The organism is Paenibacillus sp. Root444D2, from assembly GCF_001426375.1.
Taxonomy (GTDB): domain Bacteria; phylum Bacillota; class Bacilli; order Paenibacillales; family NBRC-103111; genus Paenibacillus_E.
This window is the reverse complement of record NZ_LMEO01000005.1, coordinates 145,257-161,925: the sequence shown is the minus strand read 5'-3', so window position 1 is coordinate 161,925 and position 16,669 is coordinate 145,257. Positions and strand designations below refer to the sequence as shown.

Genomic DNA, 16,669 nt, shown 5'->3' with positions numbered 1-16,669 from the left:
AAGCCTCAGAGCAGCACATCGGATCCTCCTGAAAAGGGTGATGGTGTGTCAGGAGCTCCTGTTACAGAGCTAAAGTATTCGCATTACATGGTAATGCCGTACTTGAAGAGGCTGATATGGCGACATATTAGCGAATTTGGGGTGGTACCACGAGTATATACAATCTCGTCCCTAAGACTGACTATAGTCTTGGGGGTGGGATTTTTTTTATTGGTGCATAAGGAGATTAGCTTACGTGCAACATGCTGTACACCAGATCAGACTGTTTGAATATATATTTAGGGATTCCCATTAATCAAGCCATTTTGAAAGGATTTGAATATCTTATGTCAGAAAAACTGAAGGTTGGAATTGTCGGAGGAACAGGAATGGTTGGTCAGCGGTTTGTTCAGTTGCTGGATCAGCATCCTTGGTTTAAAGTAACAGCCATTGCCGCTAGTAGCAGTTCGGCAGGTAAAACATATGAAGAATCTGTGCAAGGCAGATGGAAGTTGTCTGGCCCAATTCCTGAAGATGTGAAAAATATCGTCATTCTGGATGCATCAAAAGTGGAGGAGGTTGCCGCTCAGGTTGATTTTATTTTTTGTGCAGTGGATATGAAAAAGATTGAAATTCAAGCGTTGGAAGAGGCATACGCAAAAACGGGCACGCCTGTTATTTCCAATAATTCGGCTCACCGCTGGACGCCTGACATCCCGATGGTCATTCCGGAAGTTAATCCAGGTCATATTGAAGTGATTGCCGCACAGAGAAAACGGCTTAGAACTTCCACCGGCTTTATTGCCGTTAAGCCCAACTGTTCAATCCAGAGCTATGTGCCGGCCCTTCATGCATTGTTAGATTATAAACCGATAAAAGTGGTTGCATCGACGTATCAGGCGATTTCCGGAGCAGGTAAAAACTTTACCGATTGGCCCGATATGTTGGATAATGTCATTCCTTATATTGGCGGCGAGGAAGAAAAAAGCGAGCAGGAGCCACTTCGGATATGGGGCAGCATTGTAAATGATGAAATTATTAAAGCAAGTGCACCGTTAATTACAACGCAGTGTATTCGCGTTCCAGTAACGGATGGGCATTTGGCTACCGTATTCGTATCGTTCGAGAAAAAACCTTCGAAGGAAGAGATTCTTCATCGCTGGTTGCAATTCAAAGGACGACCGCAGGAGCTTGGTCTGCCAAGCGCGCCAAAACAGTTCATTACTTATTTTGAAGAAGAGAACAGACCACAGACTAAACTTGATCGTGAAATTGAGCGCGGTATGGGTGTTTCGGCGGGGAGATTGCGCGAGGATTCCATATACGATTTTAAATTTGTTGGATTATCACATAATACATTACGCGGAGCAGCGGGCGGTGCTGTTCTGATCGCCGAACTGCTTAAAGCGGAAGGGTACATTCAGGCAAAGTAGAAGTATTCATATTGATTGGAATTGATAGAGTTATTAAGCCAGATCTTGAATTATTATTCATCTTTTAAGGCAGACTAAGCATTGTTCGCTCAATAAAATGTGGAGGTGTTCGTAATGCGTCAGGTAAACAAAACAATGATCGTTGCATCAACCGCGGCAGCAGTCATGGGATCGGTTATTTATGGCGTTTATAGAGCAAGAAACAGCAGCATTCTTGAGCGGATAAAAAACAGATTGACCTAAGGAAAGGAGGCGGGGAACCGCCTCTTTTCTACCTTGTACGGATTAGAGCAAAGTGTCATCGGAGTGATCCGGTGGCGCTTTTTTTTGTTTAGTACCTCTGATTTTTCATCAAAGTCACGTAAGAAAGGCAGAAAAAAGAACCAGCTTAAGACGCTGGTTCTTCTTGTTTTCGCTCATTATGATGTTCTCCCCAAGCACACATCACTTCTGCAACAGGGATCAAGGTTTTGCCGTATTCACTAAGTGAATACTCTACTTTTGGAGGGACGGTGGGGTATACCGTTCTTTCGATCACGCCTTCTTGTTCCAAGTCTCGAAGATGTTGCGTAAGCATTTTTTGGGAGACATTAGGGATTAGCTTCTCCAGATCGTTGTACCGCTTGCTTGATTCCATCAAATGCCATAAAATCATCGGCTTCCATTTGCCGCCTAAAACATGAATGACTGTCTCGATTGGACATTCGCGCTGATGAATCATTGGTAAATCCCCGCCCCCTAACTTTTGGTAAGTGCCGTACTTTAAAGTGCGTTCTTAACAAAATATTATTACCGATATACAATAAAGTCAATCAAATAAATGGAAAAAGGAGACAGACAAATGAGTGAAACTTATTGGGGACCAAAGTCAGTAACATTTTGGTTAGTGAGTGTTGTTGCGCTGTTGATGTTGTTTATAGGAGTAAGAGGTTTTATCCAGCCAGAAGCTGCAATTCGAGATTTTGGAATACCATTGCATGACAGCGCGGATAGATATCTTGTTCATATAAAAGCAGATCGTGATCTATTTATTGGTTTCTTTCTACTTACCTTGATGGTACTTCGTATGAGAAAAGCATTACTTGTTGTAATGTTTACTTCTATTTTAATGCCTATAATAGATGCATCATTGGTACTAACGAATGCAACAGTTAAAACACCTTCTTGGATTCATATTGTTACTGCGGTGTATTTATTTGTTGTAGGTTGGTTGTTGTACCGAGAAGAACAGCGAGCCAAAACAGCAAATAAATAGAACAATATCATCATTAGCAGGGCATTTACAAATGAGGGGGACATAACATGTATATTTATCTATTGTTCATTCATATTATCGCTGCCGTGACGGCCATTGGCGCAATCATCTGCTATCCCTTGATCATGAGCAGCGCCCGGACGGTCGGTCAGGCCAAGTTCGCGCTTAAGCTGTTGGAGAAGACGGCGATCCTGCCGAAATTCGGCGGTATATTGCTGCTTCTTACGGGACTTACGCTTGGCTTCCTTGAAACCACTTTGTTCCGAGAGCTGTGGTATGTGGTCTCGATTGCCATCTTCTTCGTCATTCTGGTCATTTTGGCTGGCTTACATCCCGCCGGCATCAAGCAGCAGCTTACACTGCTGCAGCAGACTCAGGGCGATGATCTTCCTGACGCGTACCGACTGAGCCGCACACGCTCCGCCTGGCTAGAAGGGATCGCAAATTTTGCAGCTTTCCTCTCGATTCTGCTGATGGTGTTCAAACCGTTTTAACGGAGCGCTAACATTCATCCATTCGAACAATTTAATTGACATAGAATTCTGCCGAACATTGACAAAGCAAATCAAGAAAGCTATGATATCTCTTGTTGATTTATGTAATGAACAGGAGGTGTTTTGAATATGGCTGTTCCTCAAAGAAGAACGTCCAAAACACGTCGCGATAAGCGCCGTACTCACTTTAAACTGGTTGTGCCAGGAATGGTGAAGTGTGAACAATGTGCAGAATTAAAAATGGCACATCATGTTTGCAAAAACTGCGGTTCATATAAGGGTAGAGAGATCGTAAAAGCTCAATAATCATATGAATGGCATCTTAAATGACACTTCTAAACAATTAGAGTGTCATTTTTACTGTCTAACGAGGGGAAATGTGGACATGTCAAAAATGGTGCATGAGTTCAATGAAATTATTCGAAAGCTTCGCAAAGATTTATTTGGCAATGGCTTGGAAGAATATATAGTCATAGATAGGGGCCACTGATCATGAAACCAATCGAGGTGAAAAGGGGAATCCTTCGTTTTGTAAATGGTCTTGCTGAGGAGATTGAGGATAGCATTGTAACGGAATATCCGGTTACAGTGAAAATTAACGGTCAGGAATTTGTTACGATGGTGTGTTCACCAGAATATATAGAAGATATGGTCATAGGATTCTTGGCTTCTGAAGGTATTATCAGGAACTACGATGATATTGAAAAAATATGGATACAGGAGAGAGAAGGATTTGTCCATGTGACAACAACAAAAATCAATCCATATTACCGTGATTTTCAAAGTAAACGGTATATTACCTCCTGCTGCGGGATGAGTAGGCAAGGATTTGTTTTTGTAAACGATGCATTGACCGTCAAGAAGATGGAGGATATTCGTGTAAAAGTTTCCATCGATGATTGTTTCCGATTAATGAATGATATGCAGCAATCAGCTGATACATTTCATCATACGGGAGGGGTCCACAATGCGGCCTTGTGTGACGCTAACGGAATTGTTTTAAGCCGGATGGACATTGGAAGACATAATGCACTGGACAAAATTTATGGATATTGTTTGAAAAATGACATTCCCATCGGCGATAAAATTATCGTTTTTAGTGGCCGTATATCCTCCGAAATCTTATTAAAAGTTGCCAAAATAGGCTGCGAAGTGATATTGTCCAAGTCTGCTCCAACAGAATTGGCCTTACAGCTAGCCGAACAACTGGGAATCACCACGATTGGTTTTATCCGTAACCAGTCGCTAAACGTGTATACGTGCCCGAAAAGAATTATTAATATTTGACATAGAAGGGAGGGCCATTCATATGGAAAATGTTGTGCTGGATAACATGCAGCGCCCTTTAAGGGATTTGCGAATATCGGTTACGGATCGCTGCAATTTTCGCTGTCGGTACTGTATGCCTGAGGAAATATTTGGTCCTGACTACTCATTTTTACCTGACGATAAAATTTTATCGTTTGATGAAATTGAAAGATTAGCACGGATTTTCGTGTCTTTAGGCGTAAAAAAATTGCGTATTACTGGAGGAGAGCCCTTGCTGCGCAAAGATCTCCCCACACTTATCAAGCGGCTGAACCAAATTGATGGCGTAGAGGACATTGCTTTAACCACTAACGGTTCATTACTAAAGAAATTTGCAGTTGATCTATTCAACTCCGGTTTATCCCGTGTGACAGTGAGTTTGGATTCGTTAGATGAAGAGCGTTTTGCTTATATGAACGGTAATAGAAGCAAGGTGCAAACTGTTCTTGAAGGCATGCAAGCAGCGTCTGAAGCGGGAATGAAAGTGAAAGTAAACATGGTTGTCCAAAAAGGAAAAAATGACCAGGATATCATCCCGATGGCACAATACTTCAAAGAGAAGAAGTATACCCTTCGGTTTATTGAATATATGGATGTTGGAAACTCCAACGATTGGAAATTGGATGAAGTCGTGTCCAAACAAGAGATTTTAAAGATTATTCACGAGGCTATGCCAATTGAGCCCATCCTTGCGAATTATCACGGAGAAGTGGCGACCCGATATCGTTACGCAGATAGTGATCAGGAAGTAGGAATTATTTCGTCGGTAACAGATTCCTTCTGTTCTACCTGTACAAGAGCCCGCATTTCGGCAGAAGGAAAGCTGTATACTTGCTTGTTTGCTTCTAGCGGTTATGATCTTAAAGATTTACTCCGCTCTGGGCAATCGGATCAAGCTGTTACCGATTCGATTCGTACCATCTGGCATAATCGTTCCGATCGTTACTCAGACGAACGATTAAGTCATACCAATCATAAGTCATCATCTCCTAAAGTGGAAATGTCGCATATCGGGGGATAAGAAAATTCTCGTCATATCATTAATCAACGCATGATTAAAGCAAAGCGCTTCAAGCCGAAAGATGGCAGGAGGCGCTTTTTTTATTTTCTATTTACATGTTACGATGTCTTAGTGTACTATTGAATTAATGCACTGGTTCAATTGGTTATGTTCAATAAGAAGGAGAGATTAGGATGAGAGCGTGGGTAGCTTTATTTAAAAAAGATTTTAAATTAACAAGAACCGTATTTTTCGTAGGACTTGTAATTAATTTATTGATTGTCATGTTGACGTTATATACGGGTATGAAAGCAGATCATACATTACTTAGTTTCTTACCCGTAATAATTGCTGTTGTTTTTCATGTTTTATATGTTCCGATTATTATATTTATCAGTTTGAAAACAGAGGCAAATCAGCTCCATCTCTGGCTGCAAAATCCTGGGCCGGCTTCTACACTGTTAATTAGTAAGTTAGTGAACGGCCTGGTGATGATCGTTATTTCACTATTGATGCTATATGTGATGACTGGATTGCTAATCGTACCCAAGTTCAACTTAATTGAAGCGTATTGGACGGATACATGGGTATCGGGAATATTAATATTTTTTCATATTATTATGATCTCTATCATAATTGGCGTTTGGGTGTTTTTTGTTTGGTCGCTATACCACTTCCTTAAATTTGCAATCGGGCGTTGGAGCTGGTTAGTCATTATTGGAGCAGTCATCATACCTATTTGGATAACTACCCTATTCGAATCCACTAAACTGTATAGTTTCCTAATAAAATGGGGGAGTATAACCTATGATTTTCCTTCTTTTTCCATGCAGCCTATACAAACATATGCAGGAGAGTATTTGTATAACTTCATTATTATCATTGGATTATTCTTTCTTAGCGCGTGGATCGTTGACAACAAAGTTGAGGTGTAGGAATGGATGAATTTAATGCTTCAAAACCCATATATCAGCAATTAGCGGATCGAATTAATCGACAAATTGTAAGCAAAGAATTGAAAGCAGGTGAGAAGCTTCCTTCAATCCGAGAAATGGGGATAAAATACAATGTTAATCCAAACACAATTCAGCGGACTTACAGTGAGTTGGAGCGAGAGGGTATTCTGGAAACGAAAAGAGGTCAAGGTACATTTGTGACGGAACAAGAGGAACGCTTGGTTCAACAACGTGAAAATTTAAAAAATGAGCAGATCCTAACTTTTGTCCAGGTCATGCAGGAAATGGGATTCAGCTCTTATGAAATCATATCAGGGCTACAGGACCATTTACGCAAATTTGATAAAGGAGATGAGTAAGTTGATTCAATTAACAAATGTTTCAAAAAAATATGTTAAACAGCCCGTACTCCATAACATTTCGTTCACTTTGCCCATAGGTAAAATCATTGGCATTGTAGGTGAGAACGGCAGTGGGAAGTCAACCATATTGAGACTAATTTCCGGACTGTCGTTACCTTCGAGTGGGAGGGTAACCGTAAATGGAGAGACTGCCAATCGAAGAATCAGCAAAGTGGTTTCTTATTTATCGGAACTTGGTTCTTTTTATACTATATTCACAGTACGTGAAGCAATGGATTTTCAGGCTTCCCAATATACAGACTTTAACATGGCTAAAGCGGAAGAAATCATGAAGTTTTTGCAGCTGGAGCCTCATATGAAAATCAAAAATCTCTCGAAAGGAAATCGTGGTCGATTAAAAATCATGCTGACTTTGGCCAGAGAAGTACCCTACATTCTAATGGATGAACCAATGTCTGGACTTGACCCCATGGTGCGGGAATCTATCGTTAAAGGAATGATTTCTTATGTTGACTTGGAATCTCAGACATTAATCATGACAAGCCATGAGATTACGGAAATTGAATCATTACTGGACTGCTTCATTGCGATCAAAAACGGATCATTACTTAGAATGGCTGATGTGGCGGAATTACATGAATCAGAGGGTCTTGGTATCACGGATTGGATGAAGAAGAATTATGTCTAACTTCGGGAATACATCACATTCGAAAGAAAGAAAGAAAGAAAGGAGCTACCTGAATGAACGAGATCTCGTTGATTCGACTTTATTTGCTGAGGGCGTTGTACCTTCTTATTATCGTGGGGCTCGGCATCGTGGTATGGCCAGGAATCATCCACCACGAAAAGCCTTGGGAACTTATGGAAGGAGTGGTCCAGTGTATGCTTGCCGCCTTCTCGGCTCTGTCAGTTCTGGGGTTGCTCTATCCGCTGCAGATGCTGCCTTTGCTTCTGTGGGAATTGGCGTGGAAGTCGATCTGGCTGATTATCGTTGCGCTCCCACTGTGGTACTCCGGTCAAATGGATGAGTCAACCTGGTCGACGGCCTCATCCTGCTTGATAGTCGTGATATTTCCTTTCTTCATCCCTTGGCGATTTGTGTTTACACACTACGTGAAGAAGCGCGCAGATCGGTGGCATTGAGGGAAGATAGACAGCGCAGCCCACGGCCGACTCTGATCAGCCGAAGAAACGTGGTCATAACTTTAAGGCAATAATAATTTCAAAAAAGGAGATAAACAAATGAATACTAATAAAAAGAGCGCGTTAATTGTGGGAGTACTGTTTATACTTGCAGCGGTTACGGCGGTAATAGGTCTTATTTTATACGATCCTATCCTAAATGGTCCGGATTACCTGATAAAAGGTTCCGAACATGGCAACCAGGTGGTATTGGGAGCGCTTATGGAGTTAATGCTTGTCGTTTCAGCGGTTGGTACTGCAACTACAATGTTTCCAATTTTAAGAAAGTATAATGAAACTATTGCTCTTTGGCATGTTTGCTTCAGGTTTCTTGAAGCCATTATTATTACTGTTGGTATAATCAGCGTCCTGTCCCTGTTGACCTTAAGCCGGGAATTCGCAGCAGCATCGGCTCCTGATATCGCCTCTTTTCAAGCTTCAGGTATCGTATTAAAAGCCATACATGACTGGACCTTTCTGCTTGGGCCTCTTTTCATGCTAGGCATCAACACAATGATGTACAGTTATATATTTTATAAATCCAAACTCGTACCCAGGTTTATACCTATTTTGGGTATGACAGGGGCAACGCTTGTTTTTAGTTGTGCCTTGTTAGTCATGTTCGGTGTCATTCAACAAATTTCTTTTTGGGGTGCTATTTTGGCGCTGCCAGTAGCTGCAAATGAAATGATTCTAGCTGTATGGCTCATAGTTAAAGGATTCAATTTATCTGCACCTTCTTCCTAGTCTGTAAAAATTCAGATTTTCTCTTCCTGTGGCATACGTCCAAGCAAGAACCATGTACCGAACATATACTTATACTGTAGTGATAAATCACTGAAGGGAATGAGTACACATGGGAGCAGTAGGTTATGGTGCAGGTTGTGGCGACGGTTATGGTATGGGTCGTAACGTAGCATTTATTTTGGTTCTTTTTATTCTTTTAGTCATCATCACATCAGCTTTTGTATGGTAATTCCCTAACACAAAGAATATCCAGAAAAACGGCCCTATCGCGAAATAGTGAACAAGGGCCGTTTTTTCTCTTTGTTTTGGCTCTCGAATTTCTGCGCAAGTTACTATGATTCGTTGGCACTTTTCCTCCGCGTTTGCCTCCCCAAGGCATACGTCCAATCAAGCAATATGTACCGAGCGTATATATATAACGTAGTTAAAAATCACTGAGGGGAATGAATAAAACATGAGCGGAGTAGGGTATGGTTATGGTCAAAACGTAGCATTTATCTTGGTTCTTTTTATTCTTTTGGTAATCATCACATCAGCTTTTGTAATTTAATCCAATAGCACATCTAGAAAACAAAGACGGCCCTATCGCGTAATAGCGATCACGGGCCGTTTTTTTCGTTGTTGTATTGTACTCCACAATAAGGTCCTAATTATATTCTTCAAGGCGAATGACTTGTCCAGCCTTCATTAATGGGCAGCTTAATGCAACTTTTTAAATTTGAGAACGTAAAAACTAAAATTGATTTGGAAAGCGTGAAGAAGGAGGACCTTACATGCGTATCAGAAAGATAGTCATCTGGTCTGCGTTAATCATTTTTGCAATTTTCTTGACGCTGCTTTCACTAGCAAAGGAGTACCCTTACTCTATACCAAGAGCAATACTTGCCATTGAAACTGGCCATGCTCGTTTAGTACCCCTTACATCAGATGCCAGTAAATTGATTGGGAGACGAGGACCATCCGAACAACAACTTACTGCTTATCTGGCTCAGAGGGGATGGAGGCACAAGGAAACACTTGGTGTACAGATCATCTACGAAAAGGACGATGTAATTTTGAATGTCTATTCTCGTTTCCGGAAAGGTTTCTGGTGGTACGTTCTCGACAGATCCCCATAATCAGAAAAAAACGAATGGGGATTCAATAATATCTCGAATATAACAAGATGGAATCTAATCCCGATTTCTCATTCGTACTTGGAGAAATTGGGATTTTTCGCCGTCAAGAGGTGTATATCAAAGTAAACACTGGTATATAGAAGGATCGCGATTCTTTTCTTATACTTAAACTATCAAAGGAAGTTGAAACGCGTACAACATCCTGAGTAACAGGTTAAGTCAAATGGGAGGGGTCATATGAAAATGAAACTCAGAGGGAAAGACGTTCTCACAACTGCTTTGATTACAAGTCTTATCGCCGCAACGGCGTGTAGCGGCAAAACGGAGAATAGCCCGCAACCGTCTGCATAGACGACAGCGTCTGCAACCGCAGCACAAACGCCGGAATCGAAAAAAGTGCTTGAAGTATCCACGATCAGAGAAGGCGATCCGTATTTGAAATTCGATGCAGGTGAAAGCTTCGACAACAATTCCGTGTACGAAGCCTACGAGAAAGATATCGGGGTCAAAATCACGAATCAATGGGTTGCCGCCGATGCCAACCAGTACAAGGAAAAGCTAAAAATAGCCATCGCATCCAACGATATTCCCGACCTCATGCTGGTCGATGCTACTCAGCTCCAGCAGTTGATCGAAGCGGATATGATTATGGATCTCACCGCCGTTTACGATAAGGCATCTACGCCTGAAACTAAAAAGTTCATGAAAATGGATGGCGGTATCCAAATGAAATCGGCTACGTTTGGCGGTAAGCTGATGGCCATTCCGAGAACGTCCAATCCGTTCTATGCGCAGTTTCTATATGTGCGCACCGACTGGCTCAAAAAGCTGAGTTTGCCGGAGCCGAAGACGATGCAGGATCTCATGACCGGCTGTTGGTTCCCGGGAATACTGGTGGGGATTGCTCACGACCAAAGTCAAGCAGTTACAGCTCGGCATCGAGGTGAAATCGGCGGAACTTGGCAATCTGGCGGGGCGATAGGTGCCGCCAAACGGGTGTTTGGCGGCTAGAACGTGTTGGAGCCTGTCTGGACGGGACATTTGCATAAGAAAACACGAGAAATCGCAAAAATTGCGAAGTCTTACGTTTGCGAAAGATTAATGGGACTCCATAAATTGACCGAAATGTCTTCCTTGGCTTAGGAAGCGGATGCCGATTCTTGGCCTGAATGCTCCGCTTTCCTCCCAAGGACGTCTCCGAACAGGAACATCCCAAGCGAGAGTGCCAGGCATACCGCTGAGAAAATGCCGATCGATGAATAACCGCCGAACTGGACATAGAGTAGGCCTGCTATCCACGCGCCAAGTGTGTTAGCGCTGTTCATCGTTGAGTTGGCCAGACTGGAAATCGTTCCCCGGATCGAGGCGTTCAGTGAAGTGAGCGCCCCCATGACCATCGGGAAGATAATCCCAAGGGTCGCAAAAATGATCAGATAAATGATTGTCACGAAACGGAGATTCGTCAAATGAGGCATAACTGTGTATAGGACCATGAGCATCAACATTCCAACTACGATCGCGTTCGTATTGCCTAGTCTTCGAGTCACATTAGAGCTAATTATACTTCCCAGCAAAGTGCCAAACCCGAGGAACATCATCACGGTACCGATTTGTCCAATTGGAAGCTCGAAACGATCGGCCATCCACTTGCCAATGAAAGCGAATGCGGTACCGCTCCCTAAGTGAAGTAGCAGGTAGGCAATGAAACCGCTCCGGGCCTTGCCGCTCATGATCAGAGGGACATATCGGCGAAGGATTGACGTCCGCTCGTACGTACTAGGCTTCATGTCGGGCAACGAGTAGAAGGCGACAGCGATGAGCAGCAGCGAAGCGATTCCAATCGTCCAGAAAGGAACAGACCAATGAGCGACTGCGAGCCAGCTTCCGATTGGCACGCCAAGAGCCTGTGAAGCAGCTAAACCTGCGAAGGCGATTCCCATTGTTTTGGACACTCTGGAAGCTGGCATGATGACGGGAATGGATGCCCATACCTGGGGGGCCGTGAACGCTGCGCTGACGCCGGCAAGGAAGCGGAATAGGCACATTGTCCAGAAGCTGTCCGCGAAGCCACACAAGATCGTCGAGACGGAGAATCCGAGCAGGCCGCTCAGCAGAACGGTTCTTCGGTTCCAGCCGTCGGACAGAGGCCCGGCGATTAAGGCGAATAAGGCCGAGCCTAGCGTGTAGGCGCCAAGCATCCACCCGGCGATTCCCGTCGATACGCCGAATTGCTTCTGAAGTGTCGGGAGCAAGGGCGAGATGAGGAACGTATCGGTTCCAATCATAAACATGATAAAAAAGAACAGGGCGGTATATCTGCGCATAGTCGATCACTCCTAATGAATTAGTATTGCTTACATTTTCAATGTTAAAGCATAATAGTGACAAATTCTGTCACAAACTCATTTATTCATAAAAAAGAACTATCAGGAAGCCCAAGTTCAAAACGCTGCTTCAGGCAATGATTTTATCGTGTTGACTCTTCCATTACGAGCAACGAAGCGGATAGTGGCAAAGGCGATATTCAAGTGAATATCGGAATGGGGCGTGCCAATACCATAACTTACAATAAGTAATCCCTTTAATTTGGAACAGCAATGAAAAAGGCCATGATTTTTCTACTAATTGTAGAGAATCATGGCTTTTCATGTTTTCTATTTGACTTGGCCAATCGATAGGCTTACCTTGTAATTGCCATACTTCAAGAGTTCATCAAGGAAAGAATTCAGTTCTATCGGCGTGCTGACGCGTACTCGCATCCAGTAGCAGCCTTCACCGCTTACACGGTGTGTTTCAGAGATCATGTCGTTTTGTTGAACAAACGATTGAAAAGAATGATGTGCGGAGTTCGATTTCATGAAAACTGTAACAAAGGCGTGTACTACTTGACCAATTTTGTCCGGATTCCAGCGCAGTGTATATCCTTCTATGATACCGAGATCCTGCAGCTTTCGTACGCGAGCGCCAACCGCTTGCCCAGTCAAATGAACAAGCTGGCCAATTGCCTTGTGGGACAGGGTAGCATCCTTAATCAAGTAATTTAAGATGTGAAGATCGACTTCGTCGATCGTTTGGTTGCTCAACATAGGGGAATTCCTTTCAAAGTGAAAATGAAAGCTGATTTTTCTTTTCATCATGATGTATATACGTCTTCCAGCTTATTCTATAATTATAACAAAACCACAAAATAAAAATATAAGAGGTGTACGATAATGAAGCTTCAATTGATCCGCCATGCGACGCTATGGCTGCAATATGCAGGAGTGTCTTTCTTAATTGATCCAATGTTTAGCGATGCAAAGGTGAACCCTCCGATCGTCAATTCGACGAACGATAGACGTAATCCTCTCGTTCCATTGCCTTTTGCAATTCTTGATAGACATCAACCGGACGTAGTTCTCGTGACACATTTACACCAAGATCACTGGGACGCTGCGGCAGCAGCTGCGATTTTGAAATCAACACCTATTCTATGCCAGCCGGATGATGATACAACGATCGCTTCCTCTGGTTTCACCTCGGTGACAACGATCAAAGAGACCTTAACGTTCAAAGGTGTGACGATCATCCGAACATGCGGGCAGCATGGTACAGGTGATATCGGAAAGAAAATGGGGCGTGTATCAGGCTATGTTCTCAAAGCGGACGACCAGCCGACGCTGTACATCGCGGGGGACACGATATGGTGCGACGATGTAAAGCAGGCGCTAGACGATCATCGGCCTGATATGACTGTCGTTAATGCTGGCGGCGCGCAGTTCTCGGTAGGTGGCCCGATTACGATGGATGCGGACGATGTAGTAAGTTTATGCCAATACGCGTCGTATACGAAGGTAGTCGCTGTGCATATGGATTCGATAAACCATTGTCTTGTCACAAGAGAGGATTTATACAGTCGGATGGCGGTCGAAGGACTGCTTGATCAAGTCGCGATCCCAGGGGATGGTGATTGGATATGACATCATCGATCACCCACAACTAAGGGTCTTGAAACAGTACGGAACGATAGTACAGGAGCTGCTGTATAGCGGCTCCTATTTTCAATTTCGTTGAAGTTTTATTTTCAATTGAAAAAAACGTTTACAAGGGAACGTACGTACGTTATATTTCTTGTATGGATAAAAATTCCATATAGTTATAAGTAAGTGCGTATCAACCCCACACCAAAAAGGAGAATGACTATTTATGATAATCGAAACTAAAATCATCGAAAAACCTGCCTTCAGCGTTGTAGGAATTACCGAAATGATTCATTTTGATATGTCTGTGCCACCGTCCGAGAACACCATTGCCAAGCTGTGGGGTGAATTCAGTAAGCGCATTCCAGAGGTTCCTAGTCAGCTCGGCTGGAGAAGCTACGGACTCATGCTGCAAAATCCAGTCAACAAACCCGGCGATCCGTTCAATTATACGGCTTCTGTGCAAATCTCTCAGGACGGCGATATCCCCTCGGGCATGACGCGCATCGAAGTACCAGCTGCGCGCTATATCGTGTTGACGCATCGTGGTCCTCTTGACGGTATCGGTGATGCCTTTGGGCATTTTTGGGGACATTGGCTTCCGAACAGTCCTTACGAATATGACGGTGGTACCCGAACTGGTAAATATGAATTTGAGTTTTATGATCAACGTTATACGCAGTCGGATGATCCAAACGCTGAGATAGACTTGTATTTCCCTATTCGCACGAAATAAATCAAAGTGGCCAAGTGACTGGCATCTAGGTTCCTAAAATTCTCCAACCATGTATTTTCAGCTAGGGTCAGGGCAGTTAAAGCCCTGCTCTTTTTTCTTTTACAAACCAACTTCAGAAGAAAATATTGTAAATTCGTTGATGAGTACGCTAACGGTGGTTGGGATATTTTCGGTTTAGAAGATATCTTGGACTTTATTGATAAGAAAGAAGCCCCTGACAATCTGTATGTTAAAAAAGGGATGTAGCATCTTGATGTTGAAAAGAGTTAAAACAAATATATTGGTATTGGAGAGGTAATTTGAAGATAGATAAAGTATTTGAATATGATATAAATAATGAATTAGTAGCAAATATACAAGAACTAGATTTCAAATGGCATAGAGTTTGAGGTAATTGATGAATTAATGATTAAGGAAGTAGGAAAGATCGATTGGAGCGAGGGAGATCTAGATTTATTAGGCTATCTTTACTAGGAAGGTTGCGATAAATTGATTTCAGCTATTATTTTTGGCAAATGAGGAGTTGTGAAAAATGAGTACTTTAACTAAAGCAATACTAATAGCCGCGAAAGCTCACGATGGTCAAACAGATAAAGGTGGAAATCCATACATTTTACATCCTGCAAGATTAGCAACTAAAGCCAGCAGCGAAGAAGAAGCAATTGTAGCCATTTTACATGATGTTGTAGAAGATTCAGATACTACGCTATTTGATTTAAAAAATGCAGGTTTTAGCATAGAAATTATAGAAGCTCTAGATTGCCTTACAAAAAGAGCAGATGAATCATACGAAGACTTTATCAAAAGGATCAAGCTAAACCCACTTGCGACGAAAGTGAAGCTTCTGGATCTAGAAGATAACAGTGATATTGGTCGAATTCCTAACCCAACAGATAAAGACTATGCAAGGAATGATAAGTACAAGAAGGCAATTGCAGAACTGAAATTCTAAGACACTCTATGTACTAAATTCGTAATAACGTAAATACAGCATGAGAGGATTGCAGATGTAATGAGTGATACAGTTAATCTTACTATTGGAGGCTCCTATGTTTTTGCTCCAGATAATCCAAGAAAGACGAAGAATCGTGGTAGGAAATGCACCATCCTTTCTTTCGAATTGAGCAATGAGTATGAACTAGACGTTAGGGTTGTATATCATGATACGAATAGAGAAGCACTATTAAAAGTAAGTGATTTAAAGACAATAACTGAATGAAATTAACGGGAACAAAAGCTTAATAAATACCAGGAAACGGCTGCCGAACTAACTGATCGGTTGCCGTTTTGGCGTTCCTTTTCAAGGAAATGGGGAAGGAAGGTAAAAGAATCCACTTTGAACCTTTCTGATAAGATAGTGCTGCATCCCGATACAAAAAAAGAGCTTGAAATTCTGAAATCTGTTCCCTTGCTCTGGCCTGGTTAGCCGTCTAAAGCCAGTAAGCACTGTGAGCATGCTTAAACCGAAGACCCATTGGAATCCTTGTGATTAAAACTATCATCTGGAGCTTTTTGCATTGAATAGCTCGCACTCCCGTACTGCTGCCTCATCATCTCCAATTTTTGTTCTATATAAGCTATTGCCTCTGGCGGTTCGATAATTCTGATGCTTCTCCAACTCCCCAAATCATCTCCGAATAAAACGACACATTGTTTACGGGGATCATCATACGGATCGCACCACTTCCATGGTGACGATCAGTTCCTGTTCCTCCGACGCATTCCGCTCGTGGACATTCCAATCGAAGATGGATTTCTTGTCGACCTCATCTAAGCAGGTAAGCAAATCGTTCAAGCTGGCGGAGCGTACTCGATCCGCACGGAAGAGGCGATATCCTCTGCGCTCAAAGCAGTAAGCCGGACAATACCAGTAGCCTTGACTGGCATAAAGACCGATCGGCTGAATGTATCTTCTCTCGGATCCCTTGCCCGTATCATACTCGATGGTCACTACACTTCGGATCATTATGGCCTGCAACAAGGTGCGAAGGCACTTAGCGCAGGGGCTCGGTGATTGCTGATCCCGATGAGGAGCTAAATGCTGCCATAGAGGAAGCTTCTGAAGCATATTTTTGCCGCATAGGCAGAGATATGCTTTTTTTTCGACAGAAAAGACTTTTCCCCTGTATTATTGTCCTTC

General features: G+C 42.7%; 23 protein-coding genes and 1 other annotated feature (1 of these 24 running past the window's edge). Of the genes, 19 read left to right on the top strand and 4 right to left on the bottom strand.

Annotated elements, in window-relative coordinates; genetic code table 11:
- Window positions 1-176, top strand: a binding site (T-box leader) (it extends 91 nt beyond the left edge of the window).
- Window positions 177-326: 150 nt separating this feature from the next.
- Window positions 327-1,412 carry an aspartate-semialdehyde dehydrogenase gene (gene asd / locus ASD40_RS05085; RefSeq protein WP_082562084.1) on the top strand — a complete coding sequence of 362 codons (1,086 nt, stop codon included), beginning with the start codon at window positions 327-329 and terminating at the stop codon, window positions 1,410-1,412.
- Between the two features lie 114 nt (window positions 1,413-1,526).
- Entirely contained in the window at window positions 1,527-1,655 is a 129-nt protein-coding gene (locus ASD40_RS39025) for a hypothetical protein (RefSeq protein WP_268795871.1), read from the top strand.
- A gap of 145 nt (window positions 1,656-1,800) precedes the next feature.
- Here ASD40_RS39025 and ASD40_RS05080 read toward each other — a convergent pair whose 3' ends face one another.
- Window positions 1,801-2,133 carry a winged helix-turn-helix transcriptional regulator gene (locus tag ASD40_RS05080; protein WP_057302248.1) on the bottom strand — a complete coding sequence of 111 codons (333 nt, stop codon included), beginning with the start codon at window positions 2,131-2,133 and terminating at the stop codon, window positions 1,801-1,803.
- Window positions 2,134-2,253: 120 nt separating this feature from the next.
- Between ASD40_RS05080 and ASD40_RS05075 the strand changes: the two genes are divergently transcribed.
- The 14 genes from ASD40_RS05075 (at window position 2,254) to ASD40_RS05020 (ending at window position 10,845) form a co-directional block, all read left to right on the top strand.
- Window positions 2,254-2,667, top strand: a complete 414-nt coding sequence (locus ASD40_RS05075; RefSeq protein ID WP_057302247.1) for a DUF4267 domain-containing protein — start codon at window positions 2,254-2,256, stop codon at window positions 2,665-2,667.
- A gap of 47 nt (window positions 2,668-2,714) precedes the next feature.
- Window positions 2,715-3,161, top strand: coding sequence for a DUF2269 family protein (locus ASD40_RS05070; protein ID WP_057302246.1), 447 nt, complete (start codon window positions 2,715-2,717; stop codon window positions 3,159-3,161).
- Between the two features lie 129 nt (window positions 3,162-3,290).
- Window positions 3,291-3,467 (top strand): 50S ribosomal protein L32, encoded by a 177-nt coding sequence (rpmF, locus tag ASD40_RS05065; RefSeq protein ID WP_056837598.1) that lies wholly within the window; start codon window positions 3,291-3,293, stop codon window positions 3,465-3,467.
- 186 nt (window positions 3,468-3,653) lie between these two features.
- Window positions 3,654-4,448, top strand: coding sequence for a formate dehydrogenase accessory sulfurtransferase FdhD (gene fdhD, locus ASD40_RS05060; RefSeq protein WP_057302245.1), 795 nt, complete (start codon window positions 3,654-3,656; stop codon window positions 4,446-4,448).
- 22 nt (window positions 4,449-4,470) lie between these two features.
- Window positions 4,471-5,490: a GTP 3',8-cyclase MoaA gene (gene moaA / locus ASD40_RS05055; protein WP_057302244.1), complete on the top strand. Its 1,020-nt coding sequence runs from the start codon at window positions 4,471-4,473 to the stop codon at window positions 5,488-5,490.
- Window positions 5,491-5,663: 173 nt separating this feature from the next.
- Entirely contained in the window at window positions 5,664-6,404 is a 741-nt protein-coding gene (locus tag ASD40_RS05050) for a hypothetical protein (RefSeq protein WP_057302243.1), read from the top strand.
- Between the two features lie 2 nt (window positions 6,405-6,406).
- Window positions 6,407-6,784 (top strand): GntR family transcriptional regulator, encoded by a 378-nt coding sequence (locus ASD40_RS05045; protein ID WP_057302242.1) that lies wholly within the window; start codon window positions 6,407-6,409, stop codon window positions 6,782-6,784.
- A 1-nt stretch (window position 6,785) separates the two neighbouring features.
- A complete protein-coding gene (locus ASD40_RS05040; RefSeq protein ID WP_200957359.1) occupies window positions 6,786-7,475 on the top strand; it encodes an ABC transporter ATP-binding protein in 690 nt (229 codons plus the stop codon).
- A gap of 53 nt (window positions 7,476-7,528) precedes the next feature.
- The gene (locus tag ASD40_RS05035) at window positions 7,529-7,930 is read left to right on the top strand and encodes a hypothetical protein (protein ID WP_057302240.1); all 402 of its coding nucleotides are present in this window, start codon (window positions 7,529-7,531) and stop codon (window positions 7,928-7,930) included.
- 99 nt (window positions 7,931-8,029) lie between these two features.
- Complete coding sequence (locus ASD40_RS05030; protein ID WP_057302239.1) at window positions 8,030-8,716, top strand: DUF4386 domain-containing protein; 687 nt, start codon at window positions 8,030-8,032, stop codon at window positions 8,714-8,716.
- A 109-nt stretch (window positions 8,717-8,825) separates the two neighbouring features.
- A complete protein-coding gene (locus tag ASD40_RS36260; protein WP_082562071.1) occupies window positions 8,826-8,945 on the top strand; it encodes a YjcZ family sporulation protein in 120 nt (39 codons plus the stop codon).
- Between the two features lie 225 nt (window positions 8,946-9,170).
- Window positions 9,171-9,266, top strand: coding sequence for a YjcZ family sporulation protein (locus tag ASD40_RS36255; RefSeq protein WP_082562070.1), 96 nt, complete (start codon window positions 9,171-9,173; stop codon window positions 9,264-9,266).
- 223 nt (window positions 9,267-9,489) lie between these two features.
- On the top strand, window positions 9,490-9,834 hold the full coding sequence (locus tag ASD40_RS05025) for a hypothetical protein (protein ID WP_057302238.1): 345 nt from the start codon (window positions 9,490-9,492) through the stop codon (window positions 9,832-9,834).
- A 396-nt stretch (window positions 9,835-10,230) separates the two neighbouring features.
- Window positions 10,231-10,845: an extracellular solute-binding protein gene (locus ASD40_RS05020; protein ID WP_057302237.1), complete on the top strand. Its 615-nt coding sequence runs from the start codon at window positions 10,231-10,233 to the stop codon at window positions 10,843-10,845.
- A gap of 128 nt (window positions 10,846-10,973) precedes the next feature.
- Here ASD40_RS05020 and ASD40_RS05015 read toward each other — a convergent pair whose 3' ends face one another.
- Entirely contained in the window at window positions 10,974-12,158 is a 1,185-nt protein-coding gene (locus ASD40_RS05015; protein WP_057302236.1) for an MFS transporter, read from the bottom strand.
- Window positions 12,159-12,488: 330 nt separating this feature from the next.
- Window positions 12,489-12,920: an Lrp/AsnC family transcriptional regulator gene (locus tag ASD40_RS05010; protein WP_057302303.1), complete on the bottom strand. Its 432-nt coding sequence runs from the start codon at window positions 12,918-12,920 to the stop codon at window positions 12,489-12,491.
- Between the two features lie 126 nt (window positions 12,921-13,046).
- Between ASD40_RS05010 and ASD40_RS05005 the strand changes: the two genes are divergently transcribed.
- The 3 genes from ASD40_RS05005 to ASD40_RS04995 all read left to right on the top strand — a co-directional run bounded on the left by ASD40_RS05005 (window position 13,047) and on the right by ASD40_RS04995 (window position 15,481).
- Window positions 13,047-13,793, top strand: coding sequence for an MBL fold metallo-hydrolase (locus ASD40_RS05005; RefSeq protein WP_057302235.1), 747 nt, complete (start codon window positions 13,047-13,049; stop codon window positions 13,791-13,793).
- A 226-nt stretch (window positions 13,794-14,019) separates the two neighbouring features.
- Window positions 14,020-14,529 (top strand): GyrI-like domain-containing protein, encoded by a 510-nt coding sequence (locus ASD40_RS05000; RefSeq protein ID WP_057302234.1) that lies wholly within the window; start codon window positions 14,020-14,022, stop codon window positions 14,527-14,529.
- Window positions 14,530-15,061: 532 nt separating this feature from the next.
- Window positions 15,062-15,481, top strand: coding sequence for a GTP pyrophosphokinase (locus tag ASD40_RS04995; protein WP_057302233.1), 420 nt, complete (start codon window positions 15,062-15,064; stop codon window positions 15,479-15,481).
- A 714-nt stretch (window positions 15,482-16,195) separates the two neighbouring features.
- On the opposite strand, the gene ASD40_RS38450 is transcribed toward ASD40_RS04995, so the two are convergent.
- Window positions 16,196-16,597, bottom strand: coding sequence for a WYL domain-containing protein (locus tag ASD40_RS38450; protein ID WP_082562069.1), 402 nt, complete (start codon window positions 16,595-16,597; stop codon window positions 16,196-16,198).
- Window positions 16,598-16,669 lie beyond the last annotated feature (72 nt).

Bases quoted from the DNA above. Each gene is read 5' to 3' on its own strand.
- asd (WP_082562084.1), top strand. From the start codon at position 327: ATGTCAGAAAAACTGAAGGTTGGAATTGTCGGAGGAACAGGAATGGTT.
- ASD40_RS39025 (WP_268795871.1), top strand. From the start codon at position 1,527: ATGCGTCAGGTAAACAAAACAATGATCGTTGCATCAACCGCGGCAGCA.
- ASD40_RS05080 (WP_057302248.1), bottom strand. From the start codon at position 2,133: ATGATTCATCAGCGCGAATGTCCAATCGAGACAGTCATTCATGTTTTA.
- ASD40_RS05075 (WP_057302247.1), top strand. From the start codon at position 2,254: ATGAGTGAAACTTATTGGGGACCAAAGTCAGTAACATTTTGGTTAGTG.
- ASD40_RS05070 (WP_057302246.1), top strand. From the start codon at position 2,715: ATGTATATTTATCTATTGTTCATTCATATTATCGCTGCCGTGACGGCC.
- rpmF (WP_056837598.1), top strand. From the start codon at position 3,291: ATGGCTGTTCCTCAAAGAAGAACGTCCAAAACACGTCGCGATAAGCGC.
- fdhD (WP_057302245.1), top strand. From the start codon at position 3,654: ATGAAACCAATCGAGGTGAAAAGGGGAATCCTTCGTTTTGTAAATGGT.
- moaA (WP_057302244.1), top strand. From the start codon at position 4,471: ATGGAAAATGTTGTGCTGGATAACATGCAGCGCCCTTTAAGGGATTTG.
- ASD40_RS05050 (WP_057302243.1), top strand. From the start codon at position 5,664: ATGAGAGCGTGGGTAGCTTTATTTAAAAAAGATTTTAAATTAACAAGA.
- ASD40_RS05045 (WP_057302242.1), top strand. From the start codon at position 6,407: ATGGATGAATTTAATGCTTCAAAACCCATATATCAGCAATTAGCGGAT.
- ASD40_RS05035 (WP_057302240.1), top strand. From the start codon at position 7,529: ATGAACGAGATCTCGTTGATTCGACTTTATTTGCTGAGGGCGTTGTAC.
- ASD40_RS05030 (WP_057302239.1), top strand. From the start codon at position 8,030: ATGAATACTAATAAAAAGAGCGCGTTAATTGTGGGAGTACTGTTTATA.
- ASD40_RS36260 (WP_082562071.1), top strand. From the start codon at position 8,826: ATGGGAGCAGTAGGTTATGGTGCAGGTTGTGGCGACGGTTATGGTATG.
- ASD40_RS36255 (WP_082562070.1), top strand. From the start codon at position 9,171: ATGAGCGGAGTAGGGTATGGTTATGGTCAAAACGTAGCATTTATCTTG.
- ASD40_RS05025 (WP_057302238.1), top strand. From the start codon at position 9,490: ATGCGTATCAGAAAGATAGTCATCTGGTCTGCGTTAATCATTTTTGCA.
- ASD40_RS05015 (WP_057302236.1), bottom strand. From the start codon at position 12,158: ATGCGCAGATATACCGCCCTGTTCTTTTTTATCATGTTTATGATTGGA.
- ASD40_RS05010 (WP_057302303.1), bottom strand. From the start codon at position 12,920: ATGTTGAGCAACCAAACGATCGACGAAGTCGATCTTCACATCTTAAAT.
- ASD40_RS05005 (WP_057302235.1), top strand. From the start codon at position 13,047: ATGAAGCTTCAATTGATCCGCCATGCGACGCTATGGCTGCAATATGCA.
- ASD40_RS05000 (WP_057302234.1), top strand. From the start codon at position 14,020: ATGATAATCGAAACTAAAATCATCGAAAAACCTGCCTTCAGCGTTGTA.
- ASD40_RS04995 (WP_057302233.1), top strand. From the start codon at position 15,062: ATGAGTACTTTAACTAAAGCAATACTAATAGCCGCGAAAGCTCACGAT.
- ASD40_RS38450 (WP_082562069.1), bottom strand. From the start codon at position 16,597: ATGCTTCAGAAGCTTCCTCTATGGCAGCATTTAGCTCCTCATCGGGAT.